The 25,204-nt window shown below is 40.7% G+C and carries 21 protein-coding genes and 1 tRNA gene; all 22 read right to left on the minus strand.

Going from position 1 to position 25,204, the window contains the following annotated elements:
* Window positions 1–37 precede the first annotated feature (37 nt).
* The gene (locus DLJ48_RS02435; RefSeq protein WP_128685594.1) at window positions 38–1,927 is read right to left on the minus strand and encodes a M13-type metalloendopeptidase; all 1,890 of its coding nucleotides are present in this window, start codon (window positions 1,925–1,927) and stop codon (window positions 38–40) included.
* 66 nt (window positions 1,928–1,993) lie between these two features.
* Window positions 1,994–2,662 (minus strand): amino acid ABC transporter permease, encoded by a 669-nt coding sequence (locus DLJ48_RS02440; RefSeq protein ID WP_128685596.1) that lies wholly within the window; start codon window positions 2,660–2,662, stop codon window positions 1,994–1,996.
* Between the two features lie 10 nt (window positions 2,663–2,672).
* Complete coding sequence (locus DLJ48_RS02445) at window positions 2,673–3,317, minus strand: amino acid ABC transporter permease (protein WP_128685598.1); 645 nt, start codon at window positions 3,315–3,317, stop codon at window positions 2,673–2,675.
* Complete coding sequence (locus DLJ48_RS02450; protein ID WP_128685599.1) at window positions 3,314–4,177, minus strand: transporter substrate-binding domain-containing protein; 864 nt, start codon at window positions 4,175–4,177, stop codon at window positions 3,314–3,316. The genes DLJ48_RS02445 and DLJ48_RS02450 overlap by 4 nt, the downstream gene beginning before the upstream one ends.
* 20 nt (window positions 4,178–4,197) lie before the next feature.
* The gene (locus DLJ48_RS02455) at window positions 4,198–4,953 is read right to left on the minus strand and encodes an amino acid ABC transporter ATP-binding protein (protein ID WP_128685601.1); all 756 of its coding nucleotides are present in this window, start codon (window positions 4,951–4,953) and stop codon (window positions 4,198–4,200) included.
* A 97-nt stretch (window positions 4,954–5,050) separates the two neighbouring features.
* On the minus strand, window positions 5,051–6,865 hold the full coding sequence (locus DLJ48_RS02460; protein WP_128685603.1) for an ABC transporter ATP-binding protein: 1,815 nt from the start codon (window positions 6,863–6,865) through the stop codon (window positions 5,051–5,053).
* Complete coding sequence (locus tag DLJ48_RS02465; protein ID WP_128685605.1) at window positions 6,865–8,625, minus strand: ABC transporter ATP-binding protein; 1,761 nt, start codon at window positions 8,623–8,625, stop codon at window positions 6,865–6,867. Before DLJ48_RS02465 ends, DLJ48_RS02460 begins: the two co-directional genes overlap by 1 nt.
* A gap of 111 nt (window positions 8,626–8,736) precedes the next feature.
* Window positions 8,737–8,810, minus strand: a tRNA-Pro gene (locus tag DLJ48_RS02470).
* A gap of 30 nt (window positions 8,811–8,840) precedes the next feature.
* Entirely contained in the window at window positions 8,841–10,688 is a 1,848-nt protein-coding gene (locus DLJ48_RS02475) for an APC family permease (RefSeq protein ID WP_128685607.1), read from the minus strand.
* Between the two features lie 66 nt (window positions 10,689–10,754).
* Entirely contained in the window at window positions 10,755–11,615 is an 861-nt protein-coding gene (locus DLJ48_RS02480; protein WP_128685609.1) for a peptidylprolyl isomerase, read from the minus strand.
* A gap of 90 nt (window positions 11,616–11,705) precedes the next feature.
* Window positions 11,706–13,529, minus strand: a complete 1,824-nt coding sequence (locus tag DLJ48_RS02485) for an oligopeptide ABC transporter substrate-binding protein (protein WP_128685611.1) — start codon at window positions 13,527–13,529, stop codon at window positions 11,706–11,708.
* A 142-nt stretch (window positions 13,530–13,671) separates the two neighbouring features.
* The gene (locus DLJ48_RS02490) at window positions 13,672–14,571 is read right to left on the minus strand and encodes an ABC transporter permease (RefSeq protein WP_128685613.1); all 900 of its coding nucleotides are present in this window, start codon (window positions 14,569–14,571) and stop codon (window positions 13,672–13,674) included.
* 15 nt (window positions 14,572–14,586) lie between these two features.
* Entirely contained in the window at window positions 14,587–15,546 is a 960-nt protein-coding gene (locus DLJ48_RS02495) for an ABC transporter permease (RefSeq protein WP_128685615.1), read from the minus strand.
* A gap of 2 nt (window positions 15,547–15,548) precedes the next feature.
* The gene (locus DLJ48_RS02500) at window positions 15,549–16,550 is read right to left on the minus strand and encodes an ABC transporter ATP-binding protein (protein WP_128685617.1); all 1,002 of its coding nucleotides are present in this window, start codon (window positions 16,548–16,550) and stop codon (window positions 15,549–15,551) included.
* Entirely contained in the window at window positions 16,543–17,589 is a 1,047-nt protein-coding gene (locus DLJ48_RS02505; protein ID WP_128685619.1) for an ABC transporter ATP-binding protein, read from the minus strand. Before DLJ48_RS02505 ends, DLJ48_RS02500 begins: the two co-directional genes overlap by 8 nt.
* A 121-nt stretch (window positions 17,590–17,710) precedes the next feature.
* Window positions 17,711–18,715, minus strand: a complete 1,005-nt coding sequence (locus tag DLJ48_RS02510) for an NAD(P)-dependent oxidoreductase (protein ID WP_128685620.1) — start codon at window positions 18,713–18,715, stop codon at window positions 17,711–17,713.
* Window positions 18,716–18,734: 19 nt separating this feature from the next.
* Window positions 18,735–19,805 carry an AEC family transporter gene (locus DLJ48_RS02515; protein WP_128685622.1) on the minus strand — a complete coding sequence of 357 codons (1,071 nt, stop codon included), beginning with the start codon at window positions 19,803–19,805 and terminating at the stop codon, window positions 18,735–18,737.
* A 92-nt stretch (window positions 19,806–19,897) separates the two neighbouring features.
* Window positions 19,898–20,254 carry a type II toxin-antitoxin system PemK/MazF family toxin gene (locus DLJ48_RS02520; RefSeq protein WP_128685624.1) on the minus strand — a complete coding sequence of 119 codons (357 nt, stop codon included), beginning with the start codon at window positions 20,252–20,254 and terminating at the stop codon, window positions 19,898–19,900.
* The gene (gene alr / locus DLJ48_RS02525; protein ID WP_128685626.1) at window positions 20,247–21,407 is read right to left on the minus strand and encodes an alanine racemase; all 1,161 of its coding nucleotides are present in this window, start codon (window positions 21,405–21,407) and stop codon (window positions 20,247–20,249) included. The genes DLJ48_RS02520 and alr overlap by 8 nt, the downstream gene beginning before the upstream one ends.
* The gene (gene acpS, locus DLJ48_RS02530; RefSeq protein ID WP_128685628.1) at window positions 21,388–21,783 is read right to left on the minus strand and encodes a holo-ACP synthase; all 396 of its coding nucleotides are present in this window, start codon (window positions 21,781–21,783) and stop codon (window positions 21,388–21,390) included. The genes alr and acpS overlap by 20 nt, the downstream gene beginning before the upstream one ends.
* The gene (gene cshA, locus DLJ48_RS02535; RefSeq protein ID WP_128685630.1) at window positions 21,780–23,360 is read right to left on the minus strand and encodes a degradosome RNA helicase CshA; all 1,581 of its coding nucleotides are present in this window, start codon (window positions 23,358–23,360) and stop codon (window positions 21,780–21,782) included. Before cshA ends, acpS begins: the two co-directional genes overlap by 4 nt.
* Before the next feature lie 111 nt (window positions 23,361–23,471).
* Window positions 23,472–24,857 carry a UDP-N-acetylmuramoyl-tripeptide--D-alanyl-D-alanine ligase gene (locus DLJ48_RS02540; RefSeq protein ID WP_128685632.1) on the minus strand — a complete coding sequence of 462 codons (1,386 nt, stop codon included), beginning with the start codon at window positions 24,855–24,857 and terminating at the stop codon, window positions 23,472–23,474.
* Window positions 24,858–25,204: the final 347 nt, after the last annotated feature.

A 25,204-nucleotide genomic window follows, 5' to 3' on the forward strand; every position in this document is an offset into this window, starting at 1 on the left:
AAAAAAACGGCCTTCAAGCCGTTTTTTTTGAATGTCATTACCATAGACTAACGCGATCTGCAGGTGCACGATACATACCGTCGCCCTTTTCAATATGAAAAGCATCAAAAAATTCTTGAAAGTTTTTAACTGGTTCGTTAGCACGCAACTTGTTTGGCGCATGCTCATCGATACTAGTCAAAAGTTTGATATATTCGGCACTGGCTTTCATACGCCAAATGGTGGCCCAGGTCGTAAAAAACGATTTAGATGAGAAATTGGCGTCTGTATGACCAGCCTGCAATGCAGCACTTAAGCCGCCAAGATCGGCGATGTTTTCCGTTAAAGTCAATTTTGGATTTACAGCTGCCCCATCGAGATCCAAACCGCTCCATGATCGAACGATCGCTTGAGCTTTGTCTGTAAATTTCTTTAGGTCCTCATCGGTCCACCAATTATTTAATGACCCTTTTTCATCAAAACGAGCACCATTTGTGTCGAAAGCGTGAGAAACCTCATGTGCAATAACAGCACCGATGCCACCATAATTCGCTGAAGCACCACGATCAAAGTCATAAAAAGGCGCCTGTAAAATACCAGCTGGAAAATTGATCGAATTGGTCTGCGGATCGTAATAGGCATTCACTGTATCAGCTGTCATGCCCCATTCAGTTGTATCGACTTTTGTATTCCAGCGGTCCAGCGAGAATTGCGCTTCTTGTTTGGACAAAACTTCAAAATTTTCCAACAAACTGGTCTGCAAATCAACCTTTCTTTTCAAGAAACGTAGTGGTACTTGATCTGGATAGCCAATTTTAATAGCGATATGATCCAATTTGCTGATTGCTTTTTTGATCGTATCTGATCCCAACCAGTCATTATGAGTTAGACGATCACGATAAACACTGATCATTTTATTGATCATCGTTTCAACATTATGCTTCGCTTCGGGAGAAAAATGTTTAATTCGGAAATATTCGCCCAGAAGAAAACCAAATTGCTGATGTGCTAAAGCGTAAGCTTCTCGAGCTGGTTCGGCTGCTTGGGCAGCACCCGTCAATGCTCTAGAAAAAGTACCGGATTGTTTAAATAGATCATAAGAAGCAAGGCTCGAGAACTTGGCCACATTTTTTGCGATCAGCCAACTTTTGAAAATAGACCAATTAGCATCAGTGTAGACATCCTTAGCTGAATCCCAAAAACGCTCAGAAGATAAAATGACTTTATCAACAGGTTTGCCAACTAATGTGTTCACGTATGTTTGCAGATCAATCGTGGTCAAATAAGCTGCAAAATCATGGATCGCTTTGGGATGATAATTCTTGTAATAAGCCATTTGTTCTTCACGACTCAAAACAAGATCAGGCAGTAAAGCATCAAACTGTTTAGCATCTTGAACAATTTTGTCAGCCTCGTCTGCCGAATAACCAGCAGTCATCAATAACTGAGTCGTCATTTTGGACCAAGTAGCCAGTAAAGGCTCTTTTTGTGGATTATCGGCAGCATAATAAGTGGAATCAGGTAAAATTGTCGCAGGTTCATCCACCCAAAAAATATAACGATCAGCCTGCTTGAAGTCCGGTGTCACGCCAACATTGAAGCTGGTTGAATATCCAGATAAGTCTAAATCTGCCAGTGCTTTAGAAAAATCCTCAAAACTAGTCAGAGCTGTAATGCGTTTTAAAGACTGGACGACGGGCTGAGCTGCCTGGGCATTTCTGGTTTGCCAGTCATTAGCTAATTTATAGAAATCAATAAAATTTTTTAAATACGCTGGCGAATTTTTTTCGCCCTTAGCAAAGACTTCTGTATCAGCACGCATGTCATCTTCGATTGATAAATATAGATCTGTAAAAGCACTCGCCGAAGGCATATCGGGACGGATCTTTGCCGTTTTCAGCCAATCTTCGTTGATTGCCGCAAACAAATCATCTTGTACTCTAACCATTGTTCCTCCTAAATTTTGTTTCAATTCTAACATAGATATCAATAAAAAAAGACCCGAAGGCCTTCATTAAGCTGCCATTCTGCTATCAAACCAGTTGGCGATCAGCGATAATCCATAGTTCAAAATAAAGTACATAATTGCCAAAGCCACAAAAACCGGAATCGTATAATTCGAATTTTGTGCATAAACAATTTGTCCTCTAAAGGTCATCTCTGATAGCACAATACCAACTGCCAAGCTCGTATCCTTCACTAAGGAGATCAGTTGAGAAATAATCGGTGGAATCATTTTTTTAATTGCCTGCGGCAATACAATGTGCAGCAGCGCTTGTTGATTTGTCATGCCGACTGACCGAGCACCTTCTGCTTGACCGGTCGGAACGGCCAACAACCCGCCACGAATAATTTCAGCCAGCATAGTTGATTCAAACACGATCATCGCGATCACAGTTGCCCAAAAAACTGGTAAATAGATACCGATCATCGGCAAGACGAAATAAATGAAAAAGATGATTAACAAAAGCGGCAAATTCCTGATCACATCATTAATAATCGACACATACCTTGATAAGAAAGGGATTTTTTCGTAAATAATAATGCCGATAAAAGCGCCGAAGATCAAACTACCAAGAACAGAAATGATCGAAACTGCAACCGTGATTCCGAGTCCGCCAAGAAGATAGTTAATATTATTTTTTGTAAAAGCGTCAAATATTCCTGCAACAACGATATTCATAGTATCCTCCTTAAGCTATCCTTTTTAGTCTTGCTTCTAAGTACTTCATGTAGTAACTCAAAGGCAGCGTAATGATCAAATAAAAGATACCAACAATAATATAGGAATTAAAGCTATCAAAGGTTGCAGCAGCAACATTATTAGCCGTGTACATCAAATCACCACCAGCTACGAAAGCTAAAATAGAAGAATTTTTAACTAAATTAATAAACTGATTGCCAAGTGATGGAATGGCAATTTTAAAAGCCTGCGGCAATACGATAATTCTAAGTGTCTGCCAAAAGCTCAGCCCATTAGAACGAGCACCTTCAGTTTGACCAATGCCGACCGAATTAATACCGGCACGAACTGTTTCGGCGATAAAAGCGGAGGTATAGAGCGACAAACCAATAGTACCTGCCGTGAAACCGTCAATTTTAACAATTCTAGTGCCAACCAGATAGAAGAACATGACGATAATCAGCAACGGAATATTTCGGAATATTTCAACATATACTTTAGCAATAACTCTTGCTGTTTTGCTTGGCACGATTTGCAAGATCGCAAACACAGTTCCTAAAATCGTCGACACCACTAAAGCTATTAGACTAGAAACCAAAGTATAGCCAAAAGCTGTCACAAAAACACTAAAATTAGATGTCAATAAATTTATCATTTTTCTAGTGACCTCCAATCTAATCCAGGCACACCTCGAAACCATTTTTTAATCAATTTGTTATAACTGCCATTAGCAATGATCGTCTTCAATGCTTTATTGGTCTGCTTCACCATATCCGGCTGGTTGTTATCAAAAGCAACTCCATACGGTTCAGTCGTAAAAGCGCCACCCACAACCGAGTATCCTGGATTCTCTGTCGCTAAGCCGTATAAGATACCGTTATCAGTTGTTAAAGCTTGACCCTGTCCAGCCTTTAAAGCCGCCATTGCCTGACCGTAATCACCTAGGGCAAGTACCTTAGCTTTAGGCGCAAATTTCTTCACATTAATAACTGAATTAGATCCCACAACGCCAATAATCGTTGATTTGCTGTTGTTAAGATCCTTAATTGATTTAATGCCAGAACCGTTTTTAACTAAAATAGCCTGGCCGGCTTTGAAATAGGAATTAGAAAAATCAATAATTTTTTCTCGTTCCGGTGTAATCGTCGCTGTTGCAATAAAACCATCAATATTTGAATTTTTTAATAATTGAATTCGCGTATTCGAGGTCACAACGGTAAAGTCAGCCTTTAATGGCACACCAGATTGTTTGGCTAGCTGAACCGTTAAAGCTTTAGCAATATCAACATCAAACCCCTCTGGCTTACCAGTCGCCGTATCCATTAAACCGAATAATTTCGTATCCGCTTTAACACCCCAGCGGATCTCACCCAAGCGCTTGACACGCGCCCAAGTATCAACATGTTTCGCGTTTTGAGCTGCAACAACTGAAGCGAAACCGATACCAAAAATAATCAGCAGTGTCAGGATCAAAGACGAAACGATACCGATCTGTCTTTTTTTTGTTTTCTCCACTGAAACCCCCTCCTTTTTCTTTAATGGTTTTGAACTTGATCAACAAATTGTTGCGCACGAGCACTCTTGGGTTTCTTAAAGAAGTCACTTGTCTTAGAGTCTTCGAGAATTTCACCATCTGCCATGAAAATTACTCTATTCGCTACATTCTGAGCAAAATTCATTTCATGAGTCACGATCAAGCTGGTCAGATCTGAGTCCTTAGCGATTCCTTGAATGATACGTAAAACATCACCAATCATTTCCGGATCAAGTGCAGATGTTGGTTCATCAAACAAGAGTGCCATTGGTTTCATAGCGAGACTTCGTGCAATCGCAACACGCTGTTTTTGACCACCAGAAAGCATACTGGGCATAGAACCAGCCTTGTCTTGCAAACCAACCCGCTCCAGCAGTTCTAAGGCATACTTCTCATTTTCTTCTTCAGGCACATGGTTCACAATTCTGGGTGCCAGCATCACATTTTCCAAAACTGATTTATTATTGTATAAATTAAAATGCTGGAAAACCATGCCAACACGCTTACGAATCTTATCAATATCCGTCTTCGGGTCATTCAAATCAAAGCCATTAACAATCAAATGTCCTTCTTGAATCGGTTCCAAACCATTGATCGCACGAATCAAGGTAGATTTTCCCGAACCAGAAGGTCCGATCAGCACGACCGTCTCACCGCGTTCAATTGTCAAATTAATATTCTTCAGAGCGTGAAAGTGGCCATAGTACTTTTCAACGCCGATAAATTGAATCATATCGTCTTTTTTCTCTTCTACCATAAAAATTCCTTTCAAATTTTGTCTCCAGTTTATAAAAATTATACAGATATTTGCTACGAATATTCGGGCCTGATAGTAAAACAAAATAAAAAACGCCTTATTTGCCGGCGTTTTCCATACTTTGCATTTTATAAAGATCGTAATAGTAACCCTTTTTAGCTAGCAGCTGCCGATGTGTGCCACGTTCAACGACCGATCCTTTATCCAAAACTAGAATTAAATCAGCATCTTTGATCGTCGACAACCGGTGCGCAATAGCTATCGTCGTACGATTACTGCGCATGTGTTTCAAAGCATTTTGAATCGCCGCTTCTGTCTGTGTATCGATATTAGCTGTCGCCTCATCCAAAATCAGAACTTTAGGATCGCGCACGATCGTTCGTGCAAAGGAAATCAATTGTTTCTGACCGGCCGAGAGTGACGACCCTCCCTCTAAAACAGGTGTCTCGTAAGTCTTCGGCAGAGAATCGATGAACTTATCTGCATCCACAAATTTAGCCGCTTCTTTGATTTGCTGATCTGTAATTGACTGATCGTACATGCGAATATTGGAGTTGATATCACCATAGAACATGAAGCTGTCCTGTAGAACCAATCCCATTTTTCTGCGAAAATCAACAGGATCCAAATCACGAATATCATGACCGTCAATCAAAATTTGTCCTTTTTGAAATTCATAAAAACGCATCAGTGCATTGATCGTTGAGGATTTTCCCGAGCCAGTGTGACCAACCAGAGCGATCGTTTGACCCGGTTCAGCTGTAAAACTCAAGTCGTGTAAGATGGTTGTTTTACCATCATAGGAAAAATCCACGTGTTTAAACTCGATCTTGCCCTCTGTAATTTTCTCGTCAGCACCGTCATTTTGAGCTGGCTCGTAAGTGATATCGTCCAAAATTTTTCCAGCACGATAACCGGAAACCATTCCGTCTTGAAAAGTCGACAGGTTCTGCTGCACATTATTCAAAGGATTAAAAATATTTTCGATCCAGTTTGTAAAAGCATAAATCGTGCCACCAGCAACAGCCGAAGAAAAGGACTGGTTGCCTAAAAACCAAAGAATAAATACAGTTGACATCCCCAAAAGAAGTTGGTTCATCGGGCCGAGCAAACGCGAATCCATTTGTACCATTCTAAAACGAGCATTGAAATATTCTTGATTAATATCAGCGAATTCATGCTTCATGCGATCCTCTTGGTGAAAATTCTGGATCGTCTCAATACCATTGATCGACTCAGCCAATTTAGCATTCAAAGCAGATAATTTGGATCGCATATTACGATAAACAGCCGAAGAATACTTTTGATAGATCCAAATTGTGAAAACTGTTACCGGCACAATAAACAAAAGCCCAAGCGACAAGCCTGAATTAGAAAAATACATGAAAATATAAATACTAATAATCGAAAAAATTGCATAAATCAAACTTAAAAATAATTGCCAAAAATCAAAGAACGATTCCGTGTCGTTCATGACACGCGTTACCAAAGCACCACCAGGTACTTGATCAAAATAACGCATTCCCAAAGAATGGAGTTTTCTGTACAACTTTTTCCGAACGTTATTCAATGCTACTTCAGAGGCCTGTGTGTACCAAAAATTTTGAAAATACAACAACAGCGCTGAAAAAATTCGAATTGCGCCAAAAATCAAAGCAAAAGAAACGATTGCTTTCACCGACGTACTAGCGTCATTGAGCTGTTTATTCATGAAATTTTGGAGAATAAAAGGCAGATAACCATCAAAAATAATTGTAATTCCAGCAAACAAAATGGCACCGGCAAACATCAAATACGATGGTCGAGCCAGCTTGATCAAACGCCAGACAACCGCCATTTGATCATGGACTTTGATCGATTGCGCCCAAACACTATTCTTTGCTTGTGTTTCAGAAGCATTTTCTTCGGCCATTATTCACCTCCTGTTAATTTAGCTTCATAATGAGAAGCTAGTTCCTGTTCGTGGAATGTTTTAGCATAATAACCGTCTTGAGCAACTAAGTTTTCATGTTGACCACGCTCAATAATTTTGCCATTTTTGAAAACAAGAATTTGATCAGCATTAATAACAGACGATATTCTCGAAGCAGAAATGATCGTCGTTTGATCCTGCCGCTGGCCTTTTAAAGCATTCAAAATTTCCTTTTCAGTTCGAGCATCTACAGCTGATAAGGCATCATCCAAAATTAGAATAGCAGGGTTCACGATCAAAGCGCGCGCGATTGCGACACGCTGCTGCTGGCCACCAGAAAGCGTGATACCATTTTCGCCAACTTCTGTATCATACTGATTGGGCATCTGCATAATATCATCATGCAAGGCTGCTAATTTAGCCACTTTCTCAACTTCAGCGCGTGGTATTTTTGGATTCGAAAAGGCTATATTCTTAGCAATGTTAGTGGAAAAGAGAAAATTATTCTGGCTAACATAGCCAATTGCACTTAAGTAAGAAGATAATTTGTAGTCTCGGATGTCGTGACCAGAAAAATCAATTTCGCCATCATAGGAATCAAATTCACGCAGCAAAAGCCGCAACATGGTTGTTTTTCCAGATCCAACCGGCCCAACCAGTCCTAGTGTTTGCCCCTCACCCAGCTTGATATCGATATTCTTTAGAATAATTTTAGGATCATCTGGATAATTAAATGATTTAACGCGAATATTCAGTTCACCAACTCCAATTTCGGAGAGGCCATTAGGGTCATCATGAATCGAACTTTCTTCACTCATTAGATCCATCACTCGGTCATACGATGCATTGCCTCGTTCCAGAACATTGAACAATTGGCCTAAAGCGAACATTGGCCAAACCAATTGGCCTAAATAGGCTGTAAAACTAACCAATTGTCCAATGGTGATCGTCTTGTTTAGAACGAATTGACCGCCCAAAATAATCATTAAGACATAAGAAAAAGTCATTACGACCGTTGCCAGTGGATCAAATAGCGAATCTACTCGAGCAACTTGTGCATTAATTTTAACTTGCTGATCCGTTTGCTGATCAAAAGCTTGAATGTCCTCTTCGGACTGCCCCAAGGTTTTGATTACTTTCATACCTAAAAAGGATTCCTGCGCATGATCGGACATTTTTGAAAATCCCTCTTGGTAGGCCGTAAAAGCTCGGCGCAGACGCGGCATAATCCAAGAAACACCAATTGCCAAAAAAGGTAATGGAAAGATCGCAATCAACGTCAGACGCCAATCAACAAATAATATCATCGAAATAACCACGAGAATGATATTGGCAGTTGAATCAAAGGCCATTAAAATTCCGCCCGAAGCTACTCGCTGAATCGAAGACAAGTCGTTTGAGGCATGACTCATTAAGTCACCTGTTCGGTATTTTTGATAGAAGGGTGCATCCATTTCCATGTAGTGATCATACAAACGTTTTCTCAAAGTCCGTTCCAGTAATGCGGCTCCCTTCACAATATGTGTGTTCCAACCATAGCGGCAGAAATAGGACAATAGAAAAATTAAAAGTAGAATAGCTAAAAAGATCATTAAATAAGACCAAGTTAACTTATGATCGACAACTTTGTTAGTAAAAAGACCAATCATATATGGTGGAATCACACGTGATAGGTCCGTTAAAAATAGCATTAATATACCGATTGAGTACATTCGCCAATTTTCTTTAAAGAACCATTTTAATTTAATAAATATGCTCATAAAACCCTTTACTCCAAATTAAAAAAGCTGATTTAACAACTTTTTGCTAATTTATATTCTATCGCATTGAAAATGTTAAAAGTTTACAAGGACAATACAAATTTTCTAAAATCGGGATGGCGGGATTCGAACCCACGACCCCCACGTCCCGAACGTGGTGCTCTACCAAGCTGAGCTACATCCCGTAATTGTGATTACTCACAATAAACATTCTATCAGTCTCGAAGGTGATAGTAGTAAGAAGATATCGTAATATCATCACGAGAGATGAAAGCATTACGCAATCTGAAAGCCGTTTGGTTATGCATAGCGTTTTGCCACCAGTGTTTTGGAACAAATTGCGGCACCATAATTGTTAATGACCAGTTGCGCTTAGTCGCTTGTTTGCTCATCGAATCAATAAATTCGCGTGACGGTTGAATAACTGATCGATAACTAGAATGAATATCGACATAGCGAATACCAGGAAAATATTTTTCAAATTCCTTAGCTGTCTCTCGTTCTTTTTTAATATTCGTGTCAAAAGAAACATGCATCCCGATCACTTCATCGCCGATCGATCTTGCATAATCCATTGCCGAAACGGTCACACGAGTGACGTTGCCCATAAAAACGATCACCATCGCACCATCATAATCATGACGATGAACTCGAGCCTTAGCTGGCGTTAATTTGAGCTGTTTTGCAATACTGACATAGTGATAATGGACACCGTAGAAAAAGCGCAATAGGACTGGCATTAGAATCAAATAAGGCCAGACCCCGGCAAAATGCAAGCCAAACATAGATATAACAAGAACAAAGGAAATCATCGCACCAACAAAATTCACAAAAGCTTTGAAAACCCAGTAGCTGCCCCTCTGGCGCCACCAGTGAATGATCATACCGGATTGACTAAGTGTGAAAGGCACAAAAACACCGACTGCATATAGCGGAATCAGAGCTTCAACGCGGCCCTTAAAGACCAGCAGCAAAACAATCGCACCTACTGAAAGACTGACAATGCCATTGGAATATCCCAGTCGATCACCTTTATCTTTAAATAAATGCGGCATAAATTTATCGTTAGCCATGTTAAAAGCCAACATTGGAAATGCCGAGAACCCGGTATTCGCAGCAACTGTCAAAATTAAAGCCGTCGCCAATTGAAAAATATAAAAGCCTATACCATTGCGGCCAAAAATTGCATCGGCGATCTGTGCCATGACAGTCGTTTGACCGTTGGGAACAATTCCCAAGAAAAAGCTAAAAAACGTAATCGAACCAAAGAACAGGCCAAGAATGACAACTAAAATAATTAATGTTTTAGCAGCATTATGTTCTTTAGGCTTATTGAAATTTGGAACAGAATTCGAAATAGCTTCAACACCTGTCAAAGAAGAGGATCCTGACGAGAAAGCTTTCATGAATAATAGGAAACCAACACTCATTGTCGGAGAAATTTTCTCAGCCAATGTTGGTGCGTGATAGACAATTTGGCCTAAACCAAGACGCACAAAACCAACGGCCAGCATGACAAACATAGCTAAAATAAAGAAATAAACCGGCACCATCAAAAAATTAGCAGACTCGCGCAGACCACGTAAATTCATTAGCATCAATAAAATGACAATCACGGCAGATAAGAACAAGGCAAAATGATGGACTTCTGGAATAGCCGAACTGATCGCATCGGTCGCTGAAGCAGCCGAAACCGCAACAGTCAGCATATAATCGACCAATAATGAGCCACCAGCAACTAAGCCGACCCAGTGCCCCCAATTTTGTGAGGCAACAGCATAAGCACCGCCACCGGACGGATAAGCGTGAATAATCATCACATATGAGAGCGCAATAGCTCCTAATAAAACTAAGACTAAAGCTGCAATTGGCAACTGAAACCATAAGGCCGCCGCGCCACCAGCCAACAAGGCAGTTGTGATCATTTCAGTTCCATATGCAACTGAAGATAGCGCATCAGAAGACAACAGAGCTAACGCCTTAAAAATATTTAAACTTTGGGAACCGGTGTCATTAGTCTTCAATGGCTTACCGATCAAAACCCTTTTCAGATACTTCCACATAACTACACTATTATAGTAGCTTGGCTAGCTTTTTTCACAAAAAAGAACAAATGAAGTATTTAACAATCACTGAGCACCTTCAGTACCAACCGTAATCTTAGTAATTTTGATCGCTGTTTTTGGTTCAGATTTCTCACTAGTTGAAGTATTTGTCTTAACGGCTGAACTAGCAATTTTGTCAACAATATCCATACCGGAAACCACCTGACCAAATACCGTATATTTTCCATCTAGGCTAGGAGTTCCACCATTTTTATAGGCATTATAAATTTTTGTCGGGTAAGAGCTCTTGCTCGTAATGGTCGACTGCACATTGCTGCTGCTTTCTTCAATGAAAAACTGAGAACCATTAGTATTCGTACCGGCGTTGGCCATGCCAATTGCCCCGCGAATAAAGTACAAGCTTGGGCTGATTTCATTTTTAAAACCAGTTCCAGAATCAATGGCAGTATTTTTATGCGTGCCGGATTTCCAAATGGATGCACCGCCTAGACCGGTATTCTTTGGATCCCCAGTTTGAACCATGAAATCTTTTACCACCCGAAAAAAATTCAAATTATTGTAATAGCCCTCTTTAGCATGCGTTAAAAAGTTTTCTGCTGCTAAAGGTGCATATTTATTAAAAATTTTGACAACGATCGTGCCATCGGTTGTATCGATTGTAACCTTGGTTTCCTGAGAGCCGATCGTGGTTGATAATTGCGGCAGATCCATTTTATTCAACTCACTCAAAGAATATTTTTTATTCAGTCTGTTAGCAGAACTGCTGCTGGCTGCTGCTAAACTACTGCTAGCAGCGGCAGAACTGCTGCTGGCTGCTGCTTTACTAGTTTGATCCTGTTGGTACAGGACGACCATTTCAAAGATAAAAAAAGCTGCTGCTAGTAATGAACCTAATGAGATTAAAATAACATATTTTTTTTTCATGACCTATCCATCATAACGGTAATTCGTGAAATTTTCATTAAATCGATATAAAAAAGGATCTGAATTATCAGATCCTTTTAGAATAGCCAATTACTTGGTTAATGGTTTTTTAGAAACTAATTGGGCTGTTGTCCACCAGTTACCAGTTGTAGTACCGGCATTGCCATAAGCAGAAGTATAAGACTTGATCCGCTTATTCGTTGGTGTCCAGTTAATTTCATATTTCGTTGGAATAACAAAGGCAGTATCATAAACATACTTTTGGTACTTCTTGAACTGCTTAATACGGTATGAAGTCTTCAGAGATTTCTGAGAATTAGTCGCATTCAAAAGTGCAGTTAACTTCTTAGAAGTATAGTGACCAAAGTTGAAAGGTGCTGAAGCAGAAAATAGATCCGTCTGAGAAGGTTCAGATGAAGTTGACCAAGCGCCGTCAGTAAAGTCCCAATTTTGATCAGCAGTAGGGTCGGTCGTCATTGAAACCCAGCTATTAAAGTCAGTCAGCTTTCCTTTGTAAAGTTTAACTGTAATACCAACTTTTTTCCATTGCTGAATATAGTTTTGAGCAACGATTTCAGAATTGGTAGCGCCAGAACGAGCCAAATAAATCAGAGTCAGCTTCTTGCCAGTGGAAGGATCAATACGATAATCTTGTTTCTTGCTGTTATGCCATTTGAAACCACCTTTAGTTAATAGGCTATTAGCTTTTTTCAAATTCTGTGTCGCTGAGTAACCTGGCACAGATGAATCCCAAAAGCTTTTGAACACAGGTGGTACCGTTGTGTTAGCCGGTACCGTTAAGCCATTATCGTATTTTTTAGAAACCTGGGCAACGTTCCTTGCATAGCCCATGGCTTTACGAAGGTCAACCTTCTGTAAGGGTGTCTTACGATCAGTCACGTTGACTGATTTTTTAGCATCATAATGTCCAAGGTTAAAATATAGAGCTTGGAAATATAAAGCTTGGTTGCCAGTAACTGTATAACCTTTGACGTTCTTGGCTTGTTTATATTGGTCATTGCCCAAGCCGTTATAGATATCATACTGATGTGATTTCATCGAAGCGACGGCTTTAGCGGTTGAAACGATCGTGACGTTAACACCATTCAGTTTTGGTTTAGCACCCCAATAATAAGGATTTCTTTCATAAGAAATTGACTCGCCGGGAACAATCTTTTTAACTCTGAAAGGACCAGTTGTCAATGGCTTAGTAGTCGTCTTAGCGTCAGAAACCAATTTCTTCGGGTCAACATTCTTTAAATAGTTATATGGCTCAGCTGTTTCAAGGAAATAACCATTTCCAGATTGAGTGAAACCAGGCTTCATTTCTTTAAACTGGATCTTCAATACTTTGCCATTCTCACCATCAGGATAAGTGATGCCGGAAATAGTCTTGGCTTTGCCTTCATGATAGGCTTGCAAACCGACAATATCATCAAAGGAATCGGTCCAACGAGATGAGCCATAGGCTGAATTAGCAACGATTTCATATTCGTATTCAACATCTTTAGCCGTTACTTGTGATCCATCAGACCATTTCAAATTTTTACGCAAAGTGATTGTTGCTGTTTTAGCTTTGTCATCAAAACTAATATTAGCCGGGCCGCCATTTTTGAACTTGAACTGCGAATTAGTCCAAAAAAGTGATTCATTAGCTGGCTGTTCAACATCTGCATCAGTTTGTTCCGTTGAGAGTGATGAAACCCATTGTCCAACGAAAGGTGTATCCGATACTTCGGCAAACTGCAACGTGCCACCCTTTATCGCTTTTTTAGAACTCTTTACTGTTACAGGGAAAGGATTTTTGATCTTGGTTGCTGCGCTTGCAGAAAGCGGAGCGGCAACAGACACAAATGTCCCAGCCAATGTAGCAAATGCCGTCGTAGCGGCAAACCATTTAGAAATTTTTGTCATTGGAAACTCTCTCCTTCATTCTTCTAAGAATTGCTAATAATGTTAAACGAAGATTAAAGGCTTGTCAATAAACTTACTAGATATTTCTCACAAAAAAACGCCTTTTTCAAGGCGATCGTTCGGAATGTAAGCGTTAGTACATTTATGCCAAAGACTGTCGCTGATCAGCGACACGACGCAAGGCTTGACCAATAAAAATCAAAGAAACAGAAAGTGCCAAAATCAGCAAAGAAGCTGGCAACCACATCCACGGGCTCTGAGTCATCACTTCGGGATCAGTTGCCTTATTAACCAAAGTACCAAGAGATGGGGTCGTATATGGCAATCCATAGCCTAAATAAGAAATTCCTGTCTCCAAACCAATGTTGGCAGCAAAAGCTAAAGCAGTCTGTGCATAAAACTGGGAGCTTAAATTAGGGAAAATTTGTGTCCACATAATTGAAAGCGAACTGGAGCCGCTCAATTTCGAAGCTTTGACATAATCATTTTCTCGTTCAGCAAATGTCAAAGCACGAAAGAAACGCATTGAAGAAATCCAAGAAAAAAGTGAAATAACCCAAACTAACGTCCAAATATTGTAATTATTGATAATCGTTAAAATCGTCAATAAAATCATCAGAGTCGGAATAATAGACAAATAATCTGTTATACGCATCCAGATCCAATCGAAGAAGCCGCCATAATAAGCCGACATCAAGCCTAAAAAGATGCCAACAGCCATAATGACAACTGTGACCGGAATTGAAATTGAGAGCGAATTGCGTGCTGCGATCACCAGCAAGAGAAATTCATCTCGCCCGCCATCATCAGTCCCAAGTAAGTGGCCATGTTGCAGCGGCGCTAAATTAGTGTCCATGATATCAACATTCGTAAAAGCATCTTTCGGAATGAAAAGAGATCCAATGAAGACGCCTAAAATGACAATAATGATGAAAAAGAAACTCACCATCGCCACTTTATCGCGCTTGAATTCACGAACCGCTGCTTTCATAAATGAATGAGAATGTGAAGACGCAGCCTGTTTTTTTTGTATATTTTCCATTTTTGTCGGTCTCCTTTATTTAATCCTGATTCTTGGATCAACCCAAGACATGATGATGTCGTTAAGCATTGAACCTAGCAAAGTCAACGTACCGGAGAAGAGCATAATTGCATTCATCGTCGTATAATCTCGTGTCGTAATGGACTGTACGAACAGCTGCCCCATGCCGGGATAACCAAAGACCGTTTCCAAAATAACTGCACCAGAGAAGACACCAACGATATCAAAGCCAATCGTTGATGCAACCGGCAGCATTGAATTACGAAAAATGTGCCGCCAAAAGACTTGCCGATTTGGAACTCCTTTTGCTTTAGCGGTTCGAACATAGTCGGATGAACGGGCATCTAGTAGCGAAGTACGCAAGGTGTTGAAAAGCGAAACAGTACTAAACAAAGCAACTGAAAGTGCCGGCAAAATCATGTGATATAAGCGGCTGCCGAGAATTGACCAAAAACCATTCGCATCAATGTTGACCGAACCGGTTGTTGGGAACCAATTTAGTGTGAAACCGAAGAGAAAAAGCATGAAAATATACATAACGAAAGCTGGAATACCACCAGTAATCGAGTTATAAGTAGTCCAGAAACGATCGCGGAAAGATCCTTCGTGGGTAGCAGCTGCAACTGCCGTTGGAATCCCGATCGAATAAATCAAAATAATCGTTAACAGACCCAGCCAAACCGTATTTTGAATTCGTTGTCCCAATAAAGTCGCAACCGGCTTTTGCAAAACATAAGAATTTCCAAAGTTACCATGTAGAATGTTGCCAATCCAACGAAAATATTGTGTCGGCCAAGGGTCGTCCAAACCTGCTTCTCTTTTTAATCTCAGAAGCGTATGGATATCCGTATGCGCAGAAAAACGGCCCGTAAAAGGATCTCCAGGCATCATCTTAGCCAGCGCAAACAGCAAAACAGTCATTAACAACAGCTGCGGAATCATGATCAAAAAACGACGTAATATTAACTTCCACATGTCTATTTCCCTCCCTTGGCCAAGGCTTCTTCTTCAGCTGTACCGGATGCTACTCCGGCTGCTTGAGCCTGTTCTTTAGTCATCGCTACCGAATGCGTATCAGTTAATTTACGCATTGGATAAGGACGACCGTTGGCATCATAATAGTCAGCATGATGTTCTTGATATTGCTGTTCAATAGCTAAACGATGAGCCTTATTCTTATCACGATTTTCAACATCCATTTCAGGTATCGCAGCCAACAACCGTTTCGTATAAATATGCTGCGCATCCTCAAAGACATCATCACGAGTGCCGATCTCAACAAAACGGCCAAGATGCATAATAGCAATATTATTAGTCATGTGGCGCACAACACCTAAATCATGGCTGATAAAGAGATAAGAAATATTGAACTCCTTTTGGATATCTTTCATAAAATTCAGCACTTGAGCTTGAACCGAAAGGTCCAAAGCTGAAACAGGTTCATCAGCAACGATCAGCTTTGGATTCGTTGCAACAGCTCGGGCAATCCCGATACGCTGGCGTTGACCACCGGAAAACTGAAAAGGATATTGATAAAGTGTCCTTTGCGGCAGACCAACAATATCCAACAACTGCTTGATGCGTTTATCGCGAGCATTGTTATCAAGATGTTCAAAATTACGTAATGGTTCGGCAATAATTTGATAAACCGTTTTGCGTGGATTCAAAGAGGACATGGAGTCCTGAAAGATCATCTGAACATCGCGATTGTAATTCATCTTGCGACGTGTCGAAGCTTTTGTCACGTCTTGGCCCTTGTAGACAACCTGCCCAGTCGTGGCCTTTTCCAGTCCGACGATCACAGAACCGATCGTCGTCTTGCCAGAACCCGACTCGCCAACTAGTCCATAAGTCTCACCTTCGTTGATTGAAAAATTAACACCATCAACTGCGTAAACATAATCGCTAATTCGATTCCAAAAACCAGTTCGGATCGGGTAATGAACTTTTAAATCTGTAATGCGCAATAATTCAGTCATTTAATTTAGCCTCTCCATTTTTTTGACGAGTCTTCTCAACATAGCCATCTTGGAATTTAAACGTTTCCCAAGCTTTGCCGCGAACAAAATGACCACTTTCTGGTTCCATCGGTGCATCGGGAACTTCCGTCTTTGCTTCGGTCTGCATCCAAGGCACACGTTCCAAAAATAAATCACGCGCGTGATCCATTTCTGATAAAGCTGGAACCGTTCCTGGAATCACATATAGTTTGTCATCAATTGTATCGAGCGAAGGATTAGCTCTTAGCAAAGAACGTGTATAAGGATGTAGTGGATTTTCAAAAATTTGTTTAGCGGTACCGCGTTCAACAATTTGTCCAGCATACATAACGGCCACAGAATCAGCCATTTCAGCTACAACGCCAAGATCATGGGTGATCAAGAGAACACCAATATTCTTTTTAGCTTGAATGTCTTTAATCAAATCCAAAATTTGAGATTGAATTGTGACATCCAACGCTGTTGTTGGTTCATCAGCAATTAAAAGATCAGGCTCGTTGGCGATGGCAATAGCGATCATGACACGCTGACGCATGCCGCCGGATAGTTCATGAGGAAACTGGTTAGCAACCAATTCTGGTTTCGCAATACCCACTTCTTTGAGTAATTCTAGCGTATGATCATGCCACTGTTCTTTTGGAACGATCGTGTGAACTGACATTGATTCTTGGATTTGATCGCTGATCTTCATCAAAGGATTTAAAGCTGAGAGCGGATCTTGAAAGATCATGCCAACTTTAACGCCACGCAATTCCTCCATTTCTGCTTCAGTAGCACCAACAATTTGGTGGCCATCAAGCATGATTGATCCAGTCACACGCGATTGATTAGGGTTATGTAAGGCCATCACAGCCATCGCAAAGGTGGATTTTCCAGAACCAGATTCGCCAACCAATGCAAGTACTTCTCCAGGTTTTACGGAAAGATCGACGTTATAAAGTGCAGTCAGCCATTCGCCGTTGATACGAAAATCGACGCCAACACGCTTAGCGTCCAGCAAATTTTTCCCAATTATCATTTTATTCCCTTCTATTCGTTTATTTAATAGTATGCAATGCTTGTAAAAATTGCAATTATAACAGTATACAAAAACTACCATTTTTCTCATAAAAAACGGTAGTTTTTGTCTCTGAATCGATTTATTTAGCCGCTAAAAGATTTTTACTGCTGCCAGTCGTCAATACATCATTGAAATTCTCATACGATATCGCGATCATATCGTGTAAGGCTTCTCGCGTATAAGAGCCAATATGGGGTGTCATGATTACTTTTGGATAAAGCCGCAAAGCTCGATCAGCTAAATCATCTTCGGTTGGCTGGCCGGCAAAATCATGGCCAAAAATATGGCCCTCATTTTCGACAACATCAGTCGCAAAACCAGTTAATTTGCCCGTTTCAACAGCATCCAAAATAGCTGAAACATCCGTGATTTCCGCCCGCGCAGTATTCACTAAAATTGCACCGTTCTTCATTTTATCGATATAAGATTGATTAAAATAATGATGGTTTGAATCCGGAAAATAAGGAACATGCAGTGAAACGATATCAGATCTTGAAAGAAGTTCATCCTCGTCAACATAAGTCAAAAGGTCTTGGTTGGCATCCGATGGATAACGATCAAAACCAACAACAGTTGCATTCACGCCTTTCCAAAGAGCTGCCTCTTCTCGTCCGATACGTCCAGTGCCAATGATGCCAATAGTTAGATCATGAATTTCCGTTGCAAACTCGTCGGTGTGGACTTTAAAGTCACCCCGTGCAGTCCTCGAAGTGGCTAAAGCAATATGGCGTTGCAAAGTCAAGCCAAGTGTAAAAGCTAATTCAGAAACCGAAAGCGGCGAATAACCCGGGACATAAGCGACAAGCTGCTGATTATTTTGAGCTGCTTTCAAATCAATATGATTAAAACCAACCGTCCGCGTGAAAACATACTTGATGCCATATTCTTTAAGCTGATCAAGATTTTGTTGGTCACCAACGTTATTGCCACGCAATAAGACAGCGTCGCAGCCCTGTGCCGTTTGAACATTTTCATGAGTCAGATTCTCTGGAATGAGTTTTAAATCGTAACTGTATTTATTTAAATCGTGAAAACTTTCAATTTCGTTTTCGCGAACACCGTATGCAGCAATTTTAAATGCCATATTTTCTCCTGATCAAAATTTATTTAAAAAGCCCAGTTGAGCTTAAGACTTGTGAAATAACAATCCAAAACGGCATTAAAACAGTTGCCACGACCGTTGATAGCAAAGACGCATTTGAAGCCAAAACAGCTTCACGATCAAAACCAATCGCATAAGTTGAGGCCACAGCCGCGGTTGGTGTTGCCATCATGATAATAATGGTTTCCAATGCTTCTGAATTAACCGGCAGGATATTGGTCACAGCCAAAAGAGCCAGTAAAACAACGTTAATTATAGGCACAAGGATAACCTTGTTAAAAGAATAGTACCAAGAATCTCTGTCTGTAACTGCCTTGCCTAATGAAATTGAACCTAAAGTTGATCCAATCCCCAACCAAGCTAGAGGTGAAGCAAGACCGGCTAAGTAGGTTAACGGCTGGCTGATCCAAGGCGCAGTTGCATCAATTCTATAAAAAGCCACATTAACCTTGGCACCAGTTGCATCCAAACCATTCATATGTGGAATCCAAGCTTGATTTTGAATCAGCCAAAGAATCAGACCGGCAAAAGTTGCGATTACAATTGGATTTAATAACATTTGTTTCAGATTTTTGATTTCCATTTTCAAACCGGACATCTTAATATATCCGTAGGAATACAAAAATACACGATAACCAATGTTAAAGACCGATGCATAAATAACAGCGGTCGAAGTCGGTCCATAAATACCGGCAACGATAGGGATACCGAAGAAAGTGGTCGACCCAAAATCAGTCAGAACGCGCAACACATCTTGCCTATCACCCTTATATTTCAGATACATAAATTTAGTTGAAAAAATCAAAACAATATAAATTAAAATGCCCCAAATCAAAACATTCATGCTTTGTTTAAAAGTTTCATAATTAATACCCTGCATAAAGGAGTTAAAAGCTAAGGCCGGCAAAGCCACAGCTAGAACAACCTTGGTCAACACTTTACCGAAATCAGCACCAAAAGTTCCTCGTTTGCGCAGATAAAAGCCCAAGAGAATGATCGAAATCGTCGAAACGATCGCTTTAGTCACGTTAGCATTCTCAAAGGTCACTTGGATCGCTTTCACAATATCCATAATTCCTCCAAAAGTATGTTAAGTGTTTCACAGACACCTACTGCAAAATTTTATCATATCTTTGTGAAATAATCTATTAACAAACAAAAAAATCAGTCAATATTCAGACTGATTTTCAGCGCTCTAGCAACGTCTTTTAAATTTTTTTCCTCTAACGTATCAACAAAATCATGCAGACGACGTTTGTCGATCGTTCTGATCTGCTCAAGCATAATGATCGACGGCTTTTTAAGTTTCGTCGCACTGGCAGGTAGCCAAACGTGGGTCGGCAGCTTCGTTTTGGTTAGTTTGGAAGTCATAGCTGCAATAATAACAGTTGGTGAATTGAGATTGCCAGTATCATTCTGTAAAATCAAGACTGGTCGAATCCCACCTTGTTCCGATCCAATCACTGGGGACAAATCTGCATAATAAACATCACCACGTTCTGGAATTTTTTTTCTAACCATTGTTGGCACCTATAATCTCGGCCAAGTCACCGGTATAAATTCTTTTAATACGCGGCGCCAAAGTGGTTTGAATCTCATCAACGATCGTATGCGAATAATGAGCAACTTCTTCGGCTGTAATTTGTTCCTTGCCATCCTTACCGATCAAGGTTGCGCGTGTGCCAATTGGATATTTTTTATCCAGCTTAACCATGGTCTGATCCATTGTGATTCGACCCAAAATCGGCATCCGCTTGCCTTCAATAATCACAGAGCTGCCCTGCATCCGCCGCAACCAGCCGTCATTGTAACCAAAGGGCATGGTGGCCACATAACCATCTTCAGGCATGGTCTCTGTGGCGCCATAACTGAGTGCCTGACCCTTTTTAACGAAACGAACATCTGCCAACTGGGAATAAACAGCAAAAACGCGTTCCAAAAATAGTTTCTGAGGCATCGGCAAATCACCATTACTGACATTAACACCAGAGATCAGCTGCCCTGGGCGAATGGCTGCAAAAGAAATCCTTGGATCTGTATTGTGCCAAATACTGGTGGCCGAATTAGCCATGCTAAACAATTTTGGATCAAATCCCTGATTAACAACCAATTGCTGCCAGCGTACAGCCTGCTGATCAAAATATTTTTTGCTGTGTGCGCTAGCATCATCCGAGGTCGCAAAATGCGTATAAACAGAAAATAGTTCCAATCGTGGATTAGTCTCAATTATTTTCTTCGCTTGTGCGATCTGATCGGCATCATCAAAACCAATTCTGGTCATTCCTGTATCAATTGCCAGACTTATTTTTAAAGTACCAGCCAAAGCAGGTAAATGCATTAGCCAATCAAGGCTAGGAACAGTAATAACAATATTATTTTGGACAAACAAAGTTAAATCTGAATAGTCCCAAGCGCCCAAAACCCAAATTGGCAAAATTAAACCAGCCCGTCGAAGTTCCAACGCTTCATCTAAATTCGAAACCACAAAAGCATCAGCCGCAGCCGTTTCTTGAAAAGCTTTTGCTAATTGAACAGCGCCTAAACCATATCCGTCCGCTTTCAAAACGGCATAAACTTTATCAGCTTTGGTCCACTTTTTGATCTCTTGTAAATTATGTGTGGCGGCGTCCAAATTGACGCTCATCCAAGTTGGTCTATGAATTGCTGTTACCATCTTCAACCTCGATCAGTACTTCAGTAGCTACTATGTCTAATTTTATCTTATGCGAGATGGAAATCTGATAATTTTTAGCACCTGCAAAACGGGATTGGCGGAAGACTTTCATCGATGGCGCCCCGTTTTTATCATCTAGAATTTCAATATCCGTAAAATTAACATGTTCGCCAATACCAAAACCCGTTGCTTTTGCATAGGACTCTTTAGCCGAAAAACGGCTGGCCAGATAGGCATAATACTCATTGCCCTTACGACCAGCCAATTGTTTTTGTTCGGACGGAGTCAAAACCTTTTCCAAAAACTGTTTATGTTTTTCAGCGGCCGCTTTCACGTCGCTGATAGATTCAATATCGATTCCGATCTTATAACTCATGATTTTTTAATAATTTTAAATTCGCGCTTCTTCGGGGCTGCTTTAGCAACTCCTTTCGGACGAGCCTGAATGTGCTGATCCCGACGGTCGGCAGGTTTGTGACCACGATCGATCACAAATTCCTCTTTAAAACCACCGCGACGATCACCACGACCGCGACCATTACTATGGCTACCGCCACCACGACGATCATTAGAACGACTGCTGTTGCCGCGATAACCATGACCACCACGATCAGAAGAACCACCATGACGACGCGGCAGAGGCTTTTCTTGTGCAATATCAACTGGACGAGTTCTTTCTTCATCCTTTGACAAAGCACTCAACAAGGCAGCAGCTAAAATCTTGCTGTCATATTTTGCAGCGATCTCAGTTGCTTCATCTTCAACTGAATCGGCTGTCGTCTTATCCAAAACAGCATAAGTCTCAGCCTTCGCGTTCTTTAAGCGGGCGATGTGCGCCTCTTCAGCTGTAGGCGGCTTCAAAGCAGCCATACGCTTGTTGATCAATTTCTCGATGGCACGCAGATAATCAATCTCACCCCGGACCGCAAATGTCACTGAGACACCATGACGGCCAGCACGACCGGTACGACCGATACGATGAACATAAGAATCCGGATCCTGCGGAATATCGTAGTTATAAACATGGGTCACGCCAGAAATATCCAAGCCTCGGGCAGCTACATCGGTTGCAACCAAGAACTGCAATTCACCTTTTTTAAAGGAACGCAGCGTCCGCATTCTAGCAGATTGATCTAAATCACCATGAATTCCAGCAGCTTTATAACCACGCAGCTGCAAAGCTTTGGTCAGTTCATCGACACGGCGTTTCGTACGACCAAAGACGATCGCCAACTCTGGCTGTTGAACATCAAATAAGCGAGTCATCGCATCAAACTTTTCAAATTCTCTTGTGTTGACCAAATATTGATCAACCAAGTCGATTGTCAAACCCTTAGAAGCAATGTGAATTTCTTCGGGATCTTCCATGAATTTGACACCAATTTTTTTAATGTCTTCCGGCATTGTAGCCGAAAAAAGCAAAGTCTGACGATCATCCGGCGTATAGTGAACGATTGTTTCGATATCATCCAAAAAGCCCATGTTAAGCATTTCATCAGCTTCATCAAGAACCAAAGTTTTGATAGAACGAAAATCAATCGTGTGGCGGTTCAAATGATCAATCAAACGACCAGGTGTGCCGACCAATACTTGCGGATGTTGTTTTAAAGCTTGGATCTGACGGCGGATATCATAGCCACCAAAAACAACTTGTGTTTTCACGTGTTTATCAGAACCAAGCTTGCTCAATTCTTCTTCAGTCTGCATCGCGAGCTCACGGGTCGGACTGATAATTAAGGCCTGGATCTTCGGGTCTTTTGGATCAACTTCTTCTAATATGGGTAAACCAAAGGCAGCTGTTTTGCCAGTTCCGGTTTGTGCCTGTCCGATGACATCGACTCCTTGCAAAATCAGTGGAATCGTTTTTTCCTGAATCGGGGTCGCTTCATCGTAGCCGTGTTTTTTGACCGTAGACAAAAGCTCTGGACTAAGTCCAAATTCTTCAAATTTCAATATTATAATCTCCTAAATTTTAAAACGTAAATGTGCCACTTGCAAAATCCGTTGCTCAAACGTAGCTAATCATTCTTTTTTAGTGTACGGGATTGTTAAACTATTTGCAAATTAAATCAACGCTCGTTCTACTTTTTCTAAATGAATCCCATGACTGGCTTTTAATAATACTACATCATTTTCACTTAAATAGCTTTGCAAATCGATAATCAATTCATTTAGAGAATCTGAAGGATACCATTGTGCTTCAATCTGATCAGCGAGATGTTTCATAACAGTGCCCACTAGATAGACACGATCAAAAGCATCATGTTCCAGCGGATCCTTTAATAATAAATGCAGATCCACTTCTCTTTTGCCTAATTCCAGCATATCGCCCAGTACGAGTATCTTTTTCCCATTCGCAGGAAAATCTTTTAAAATATCGAGTGCTTTTAGTGCAGCCGTTGGATTCGAATTGTAAACATCTGAGATAATTGTTTCGCCTTTTGAACCAACAAGCTGCTGCAAACGATCTGCTGTCAGTTCCAAGTGATCAAAGCCTTTTTGAATCAGCTCATCGCTAAAAGAAAATTCTTTAGCAACAGCGATGGCGGCTGCACAATTATCTGCATTGAACTTGCCAAGAAGCTGTACGGCATGCCGCCGCTGATTAACTTTAAAAATAAGTCGCGCATCTTCTTGGATATCAGTCACTTGAAAAGAGTTGCCTTCCTGTTCGCCAAAAGTTAGTTTCCTACTATTAATAGCGTGGGAGCGCTCTCTTAGTAAGGGTTCGTCTCCGTTATAAATAAAAACACCATTTTCTTTCAGGCCAGCGGTAATTTCCATTTTGGCATCGGCAATTTTGGCACGTGTCTTAAAAAAGGCAATGTGTGCCTCGCCAATCATTGTAATGACCGCAATATCTTCATTTACCAATTTTGACAAAGCTGTCAGCTGCCCAGGCCGGTCCATACCCATTTCGATAACGAGTACCTGCGTAGCAGCAGGCATCTTCAGGATAGTCATCGGTACGCCAATTTCATTATTGTAGCTGGCATGTGTTTTATGTACTTGAAATTTCATCGATAGCAACGAAGCAATTAGATCTTTTGTAGTCGTTTTACCATTACTGCCGGTCACTGCGATCGTTTTTGGATTAATTCCTTGTAAATAATCTTGAGCTAACCGCCACAAGGCCAATTGTGTATCACTTACGAGAATCAAGGGCAGTTCAGTTGCTATCTCATGATCGGCTAAACTGGCAACTGCGCCCTTTTGCATGGCAGCCTGAATGAAATTGTGACCGTCTTTTTCAGCAATTGTGTAATCGGCAAATAAATTGTGAACCGAAACGTTATCGTGATCAGCGATCGGTAAAAAAAGATCGCCGGCCTGAATCTGACGACTATCGAAATCGATGCCGCTTACGAATAGGCGGGCAGCCTGAGCATCAGTAATGTTCAACAGTTTTCCTTGGACAATATTATTAACTTCCGCGATTGAATAATTCATTAAGTCATTCCTTAGTTCTGAAAAACAGCCAAGCCACATGGATCGTACAAATAAGATTGGCGTATAATGGCAATTGCCAAGTGTAGTCTCAACATTTGTTCGATAGCAAATGGTTGGTGCACTGCTTAAGTTTATCTTATCCCTATTAGCTTTCTCAATTAATAGGAATCGCATGGGTCTTGTACCCGATTGATTTCTCATTACAACTCAATTTCTAATTAACACGAACCATAGTGAAGATATTTTTTATAGAGAATTGATGTTTTTAAATTAAGTCCTGACCCGGACTATCGAAAATACAGTAAGTTATTTGTCAAACGTCTTTGAAACACGTTATATCTTGACGA

This window comes from Oenococcus sicerae, assembly GCF_004102045.2.
GTDB classification, from domain to species: Bacteria; Bacillota; Bacilli; order Lactobacillales; family Lactobacillaceae; genus Oenococcus; species Oenococcus sicerae.

What these genes read in the sequence shown, in the direction of transcription:
- DLJ48_RS02435 (WP_128685594.1), bottom strand. Translation starts at nt 1,927, where the DNA reads ATGGTTAGAGTACAAGATGATTTGTTTGCGGCAATCAACGAAGATTGG.
- DLJ48_RS02440 (WP_128685596.1), bottom strand. Translation starts at nt 2,662, where the DNA reads ATGAATATCGTTGTTGCAGGAATATTTGACGCTTTTACAAAAAATAAT.
- DLJ48_RS02445 (WP_128685598.1), bottom strand. Translation starts at nt 3,317, where the DNA reads ATGATAAATTTATTGACATCTAATTTTAGTGTTTTTGTGACAGCTTTT.
- DLJ48_RS02455 (WP_128685601.1), bottom strand. Translation starts at nt 4,953, where the DNA reads ATGGTAGAAGAGAAAAAAGACGATATGATTCAATTTATCGGCGTTGAA.
- DLJ48_RS02460 (WP_128685603.1), bottom strand. Translation starts at nt 6,865, where the DNA reads ATGGCCGAAGAAAATGCTTCTGAAACACAAGCAAAGAATAGTGTTTGG.
- DLJ48_RS02465 (WP_128685605.1), bottom strand. Translation starts at nt 8,625, where the DNA reads ATGAGCATATTTATTAAATTAAAATGGTTCTTTAAAGAAAATTGGCGA.
- DLJ48_RS02475 (WP_128685607.1), bottom strand. Translation starts at nt 10,688, where the DNA reads ATGTGGAAGTATCTGAAAAGGGTTTTGATCGGTAAGCCATTGAAGACT.
- DLJ48_RS02480 (WP_128685609.1), bottom strand. Translation starts at nt 11,615, where the DNA reads ATGAAAAAAAAATATGTTATTTTAATCTCATTAGGTTCATTACTAGCA.
- DLJ48_RS02485 (WP_128685611.1), bottom strand. Translation starts at nt 13,529, where the DNA reads ATGACAAAAATTTCTAAATGGTTTGCCGCTACGACGGCATTTGCTACA.
- DLJ48_RS02490 (WP_128685613.1), bottom strand. Translation starts at nt 14,571, where the DNA reads ATGGAAAATATACAAAAAAAACAGGCTGCGTCTTCACATTCTCATTCA.
- DLJ48_RS02495 (WP_128685615.1), bottom strand. Translation starts at nt 15,546, where the DNA reads ATGTGGAAGTTAATATTACGTCGTTTTTTGATCATGATTCCGCAGCTG.
- DLJ48_RS02500 (WP_128685617.1), bottom strand. Translation starts at nt 16,550, where the DNA reads ATGACTGAATTATTGCGCATTACAGATTTAAAAGTTCATTACCCGATC.
- DLJ48_RS02505 (WP_128685619.1), bottom strand. Translation starts at nt 17,589, where the DNA reads ATGATAATTGGGAAAAATTTGCTGGACGCTAAGCGTGTTGGCGTCGAT.
- DLJ48_RS02510 (WP_128685620.1), bottom strand. Translation starts at nt 18,715, where the DNA reads ATGGCATTTAAAATTGCTGCATACGGTGTTCGCGAAAACGAAATTGAA.
- DLJ48_RS02515 (WP_128685622.1), bottom strand. Translation starts at nt 19,805, where the DNA reads ATGGATATTGTGAAAGCGATCCAAGTGACCTTTGAGAATGCTAACGTG.
- DLJ48_RS02520 (WP_128685624.1), bottom strand. Translation starts at nt 20,254, where the DNA reads ATGGTTAGAAAAAAAATTCCAGAACGTGGTGATGTTTATTATGCAGAT.
- alr (WP_128685626.1), bottom strand. Translation starts at nt 21,407, where the DNA reads ATGGTAACAGCAATTCATAGACCAACTTGGATGAGCGTCAATTTGGAC.
- acpS (WP_128685628.1), bottom strand. Translation starts at nt 21,783, where the DNA reads ATGAGTTATAAGATCGGAATCGATATTGAATCTATCAGCGACGTGAAA.
- DLJ48_RS02540 (WP_128685632.1), bottom strand. Translation starts at nt 24,857, where the DNA reads ATGAATTATTCAATCGCGGAAGTTAATAATATTGTCCAAGGAAAACTG.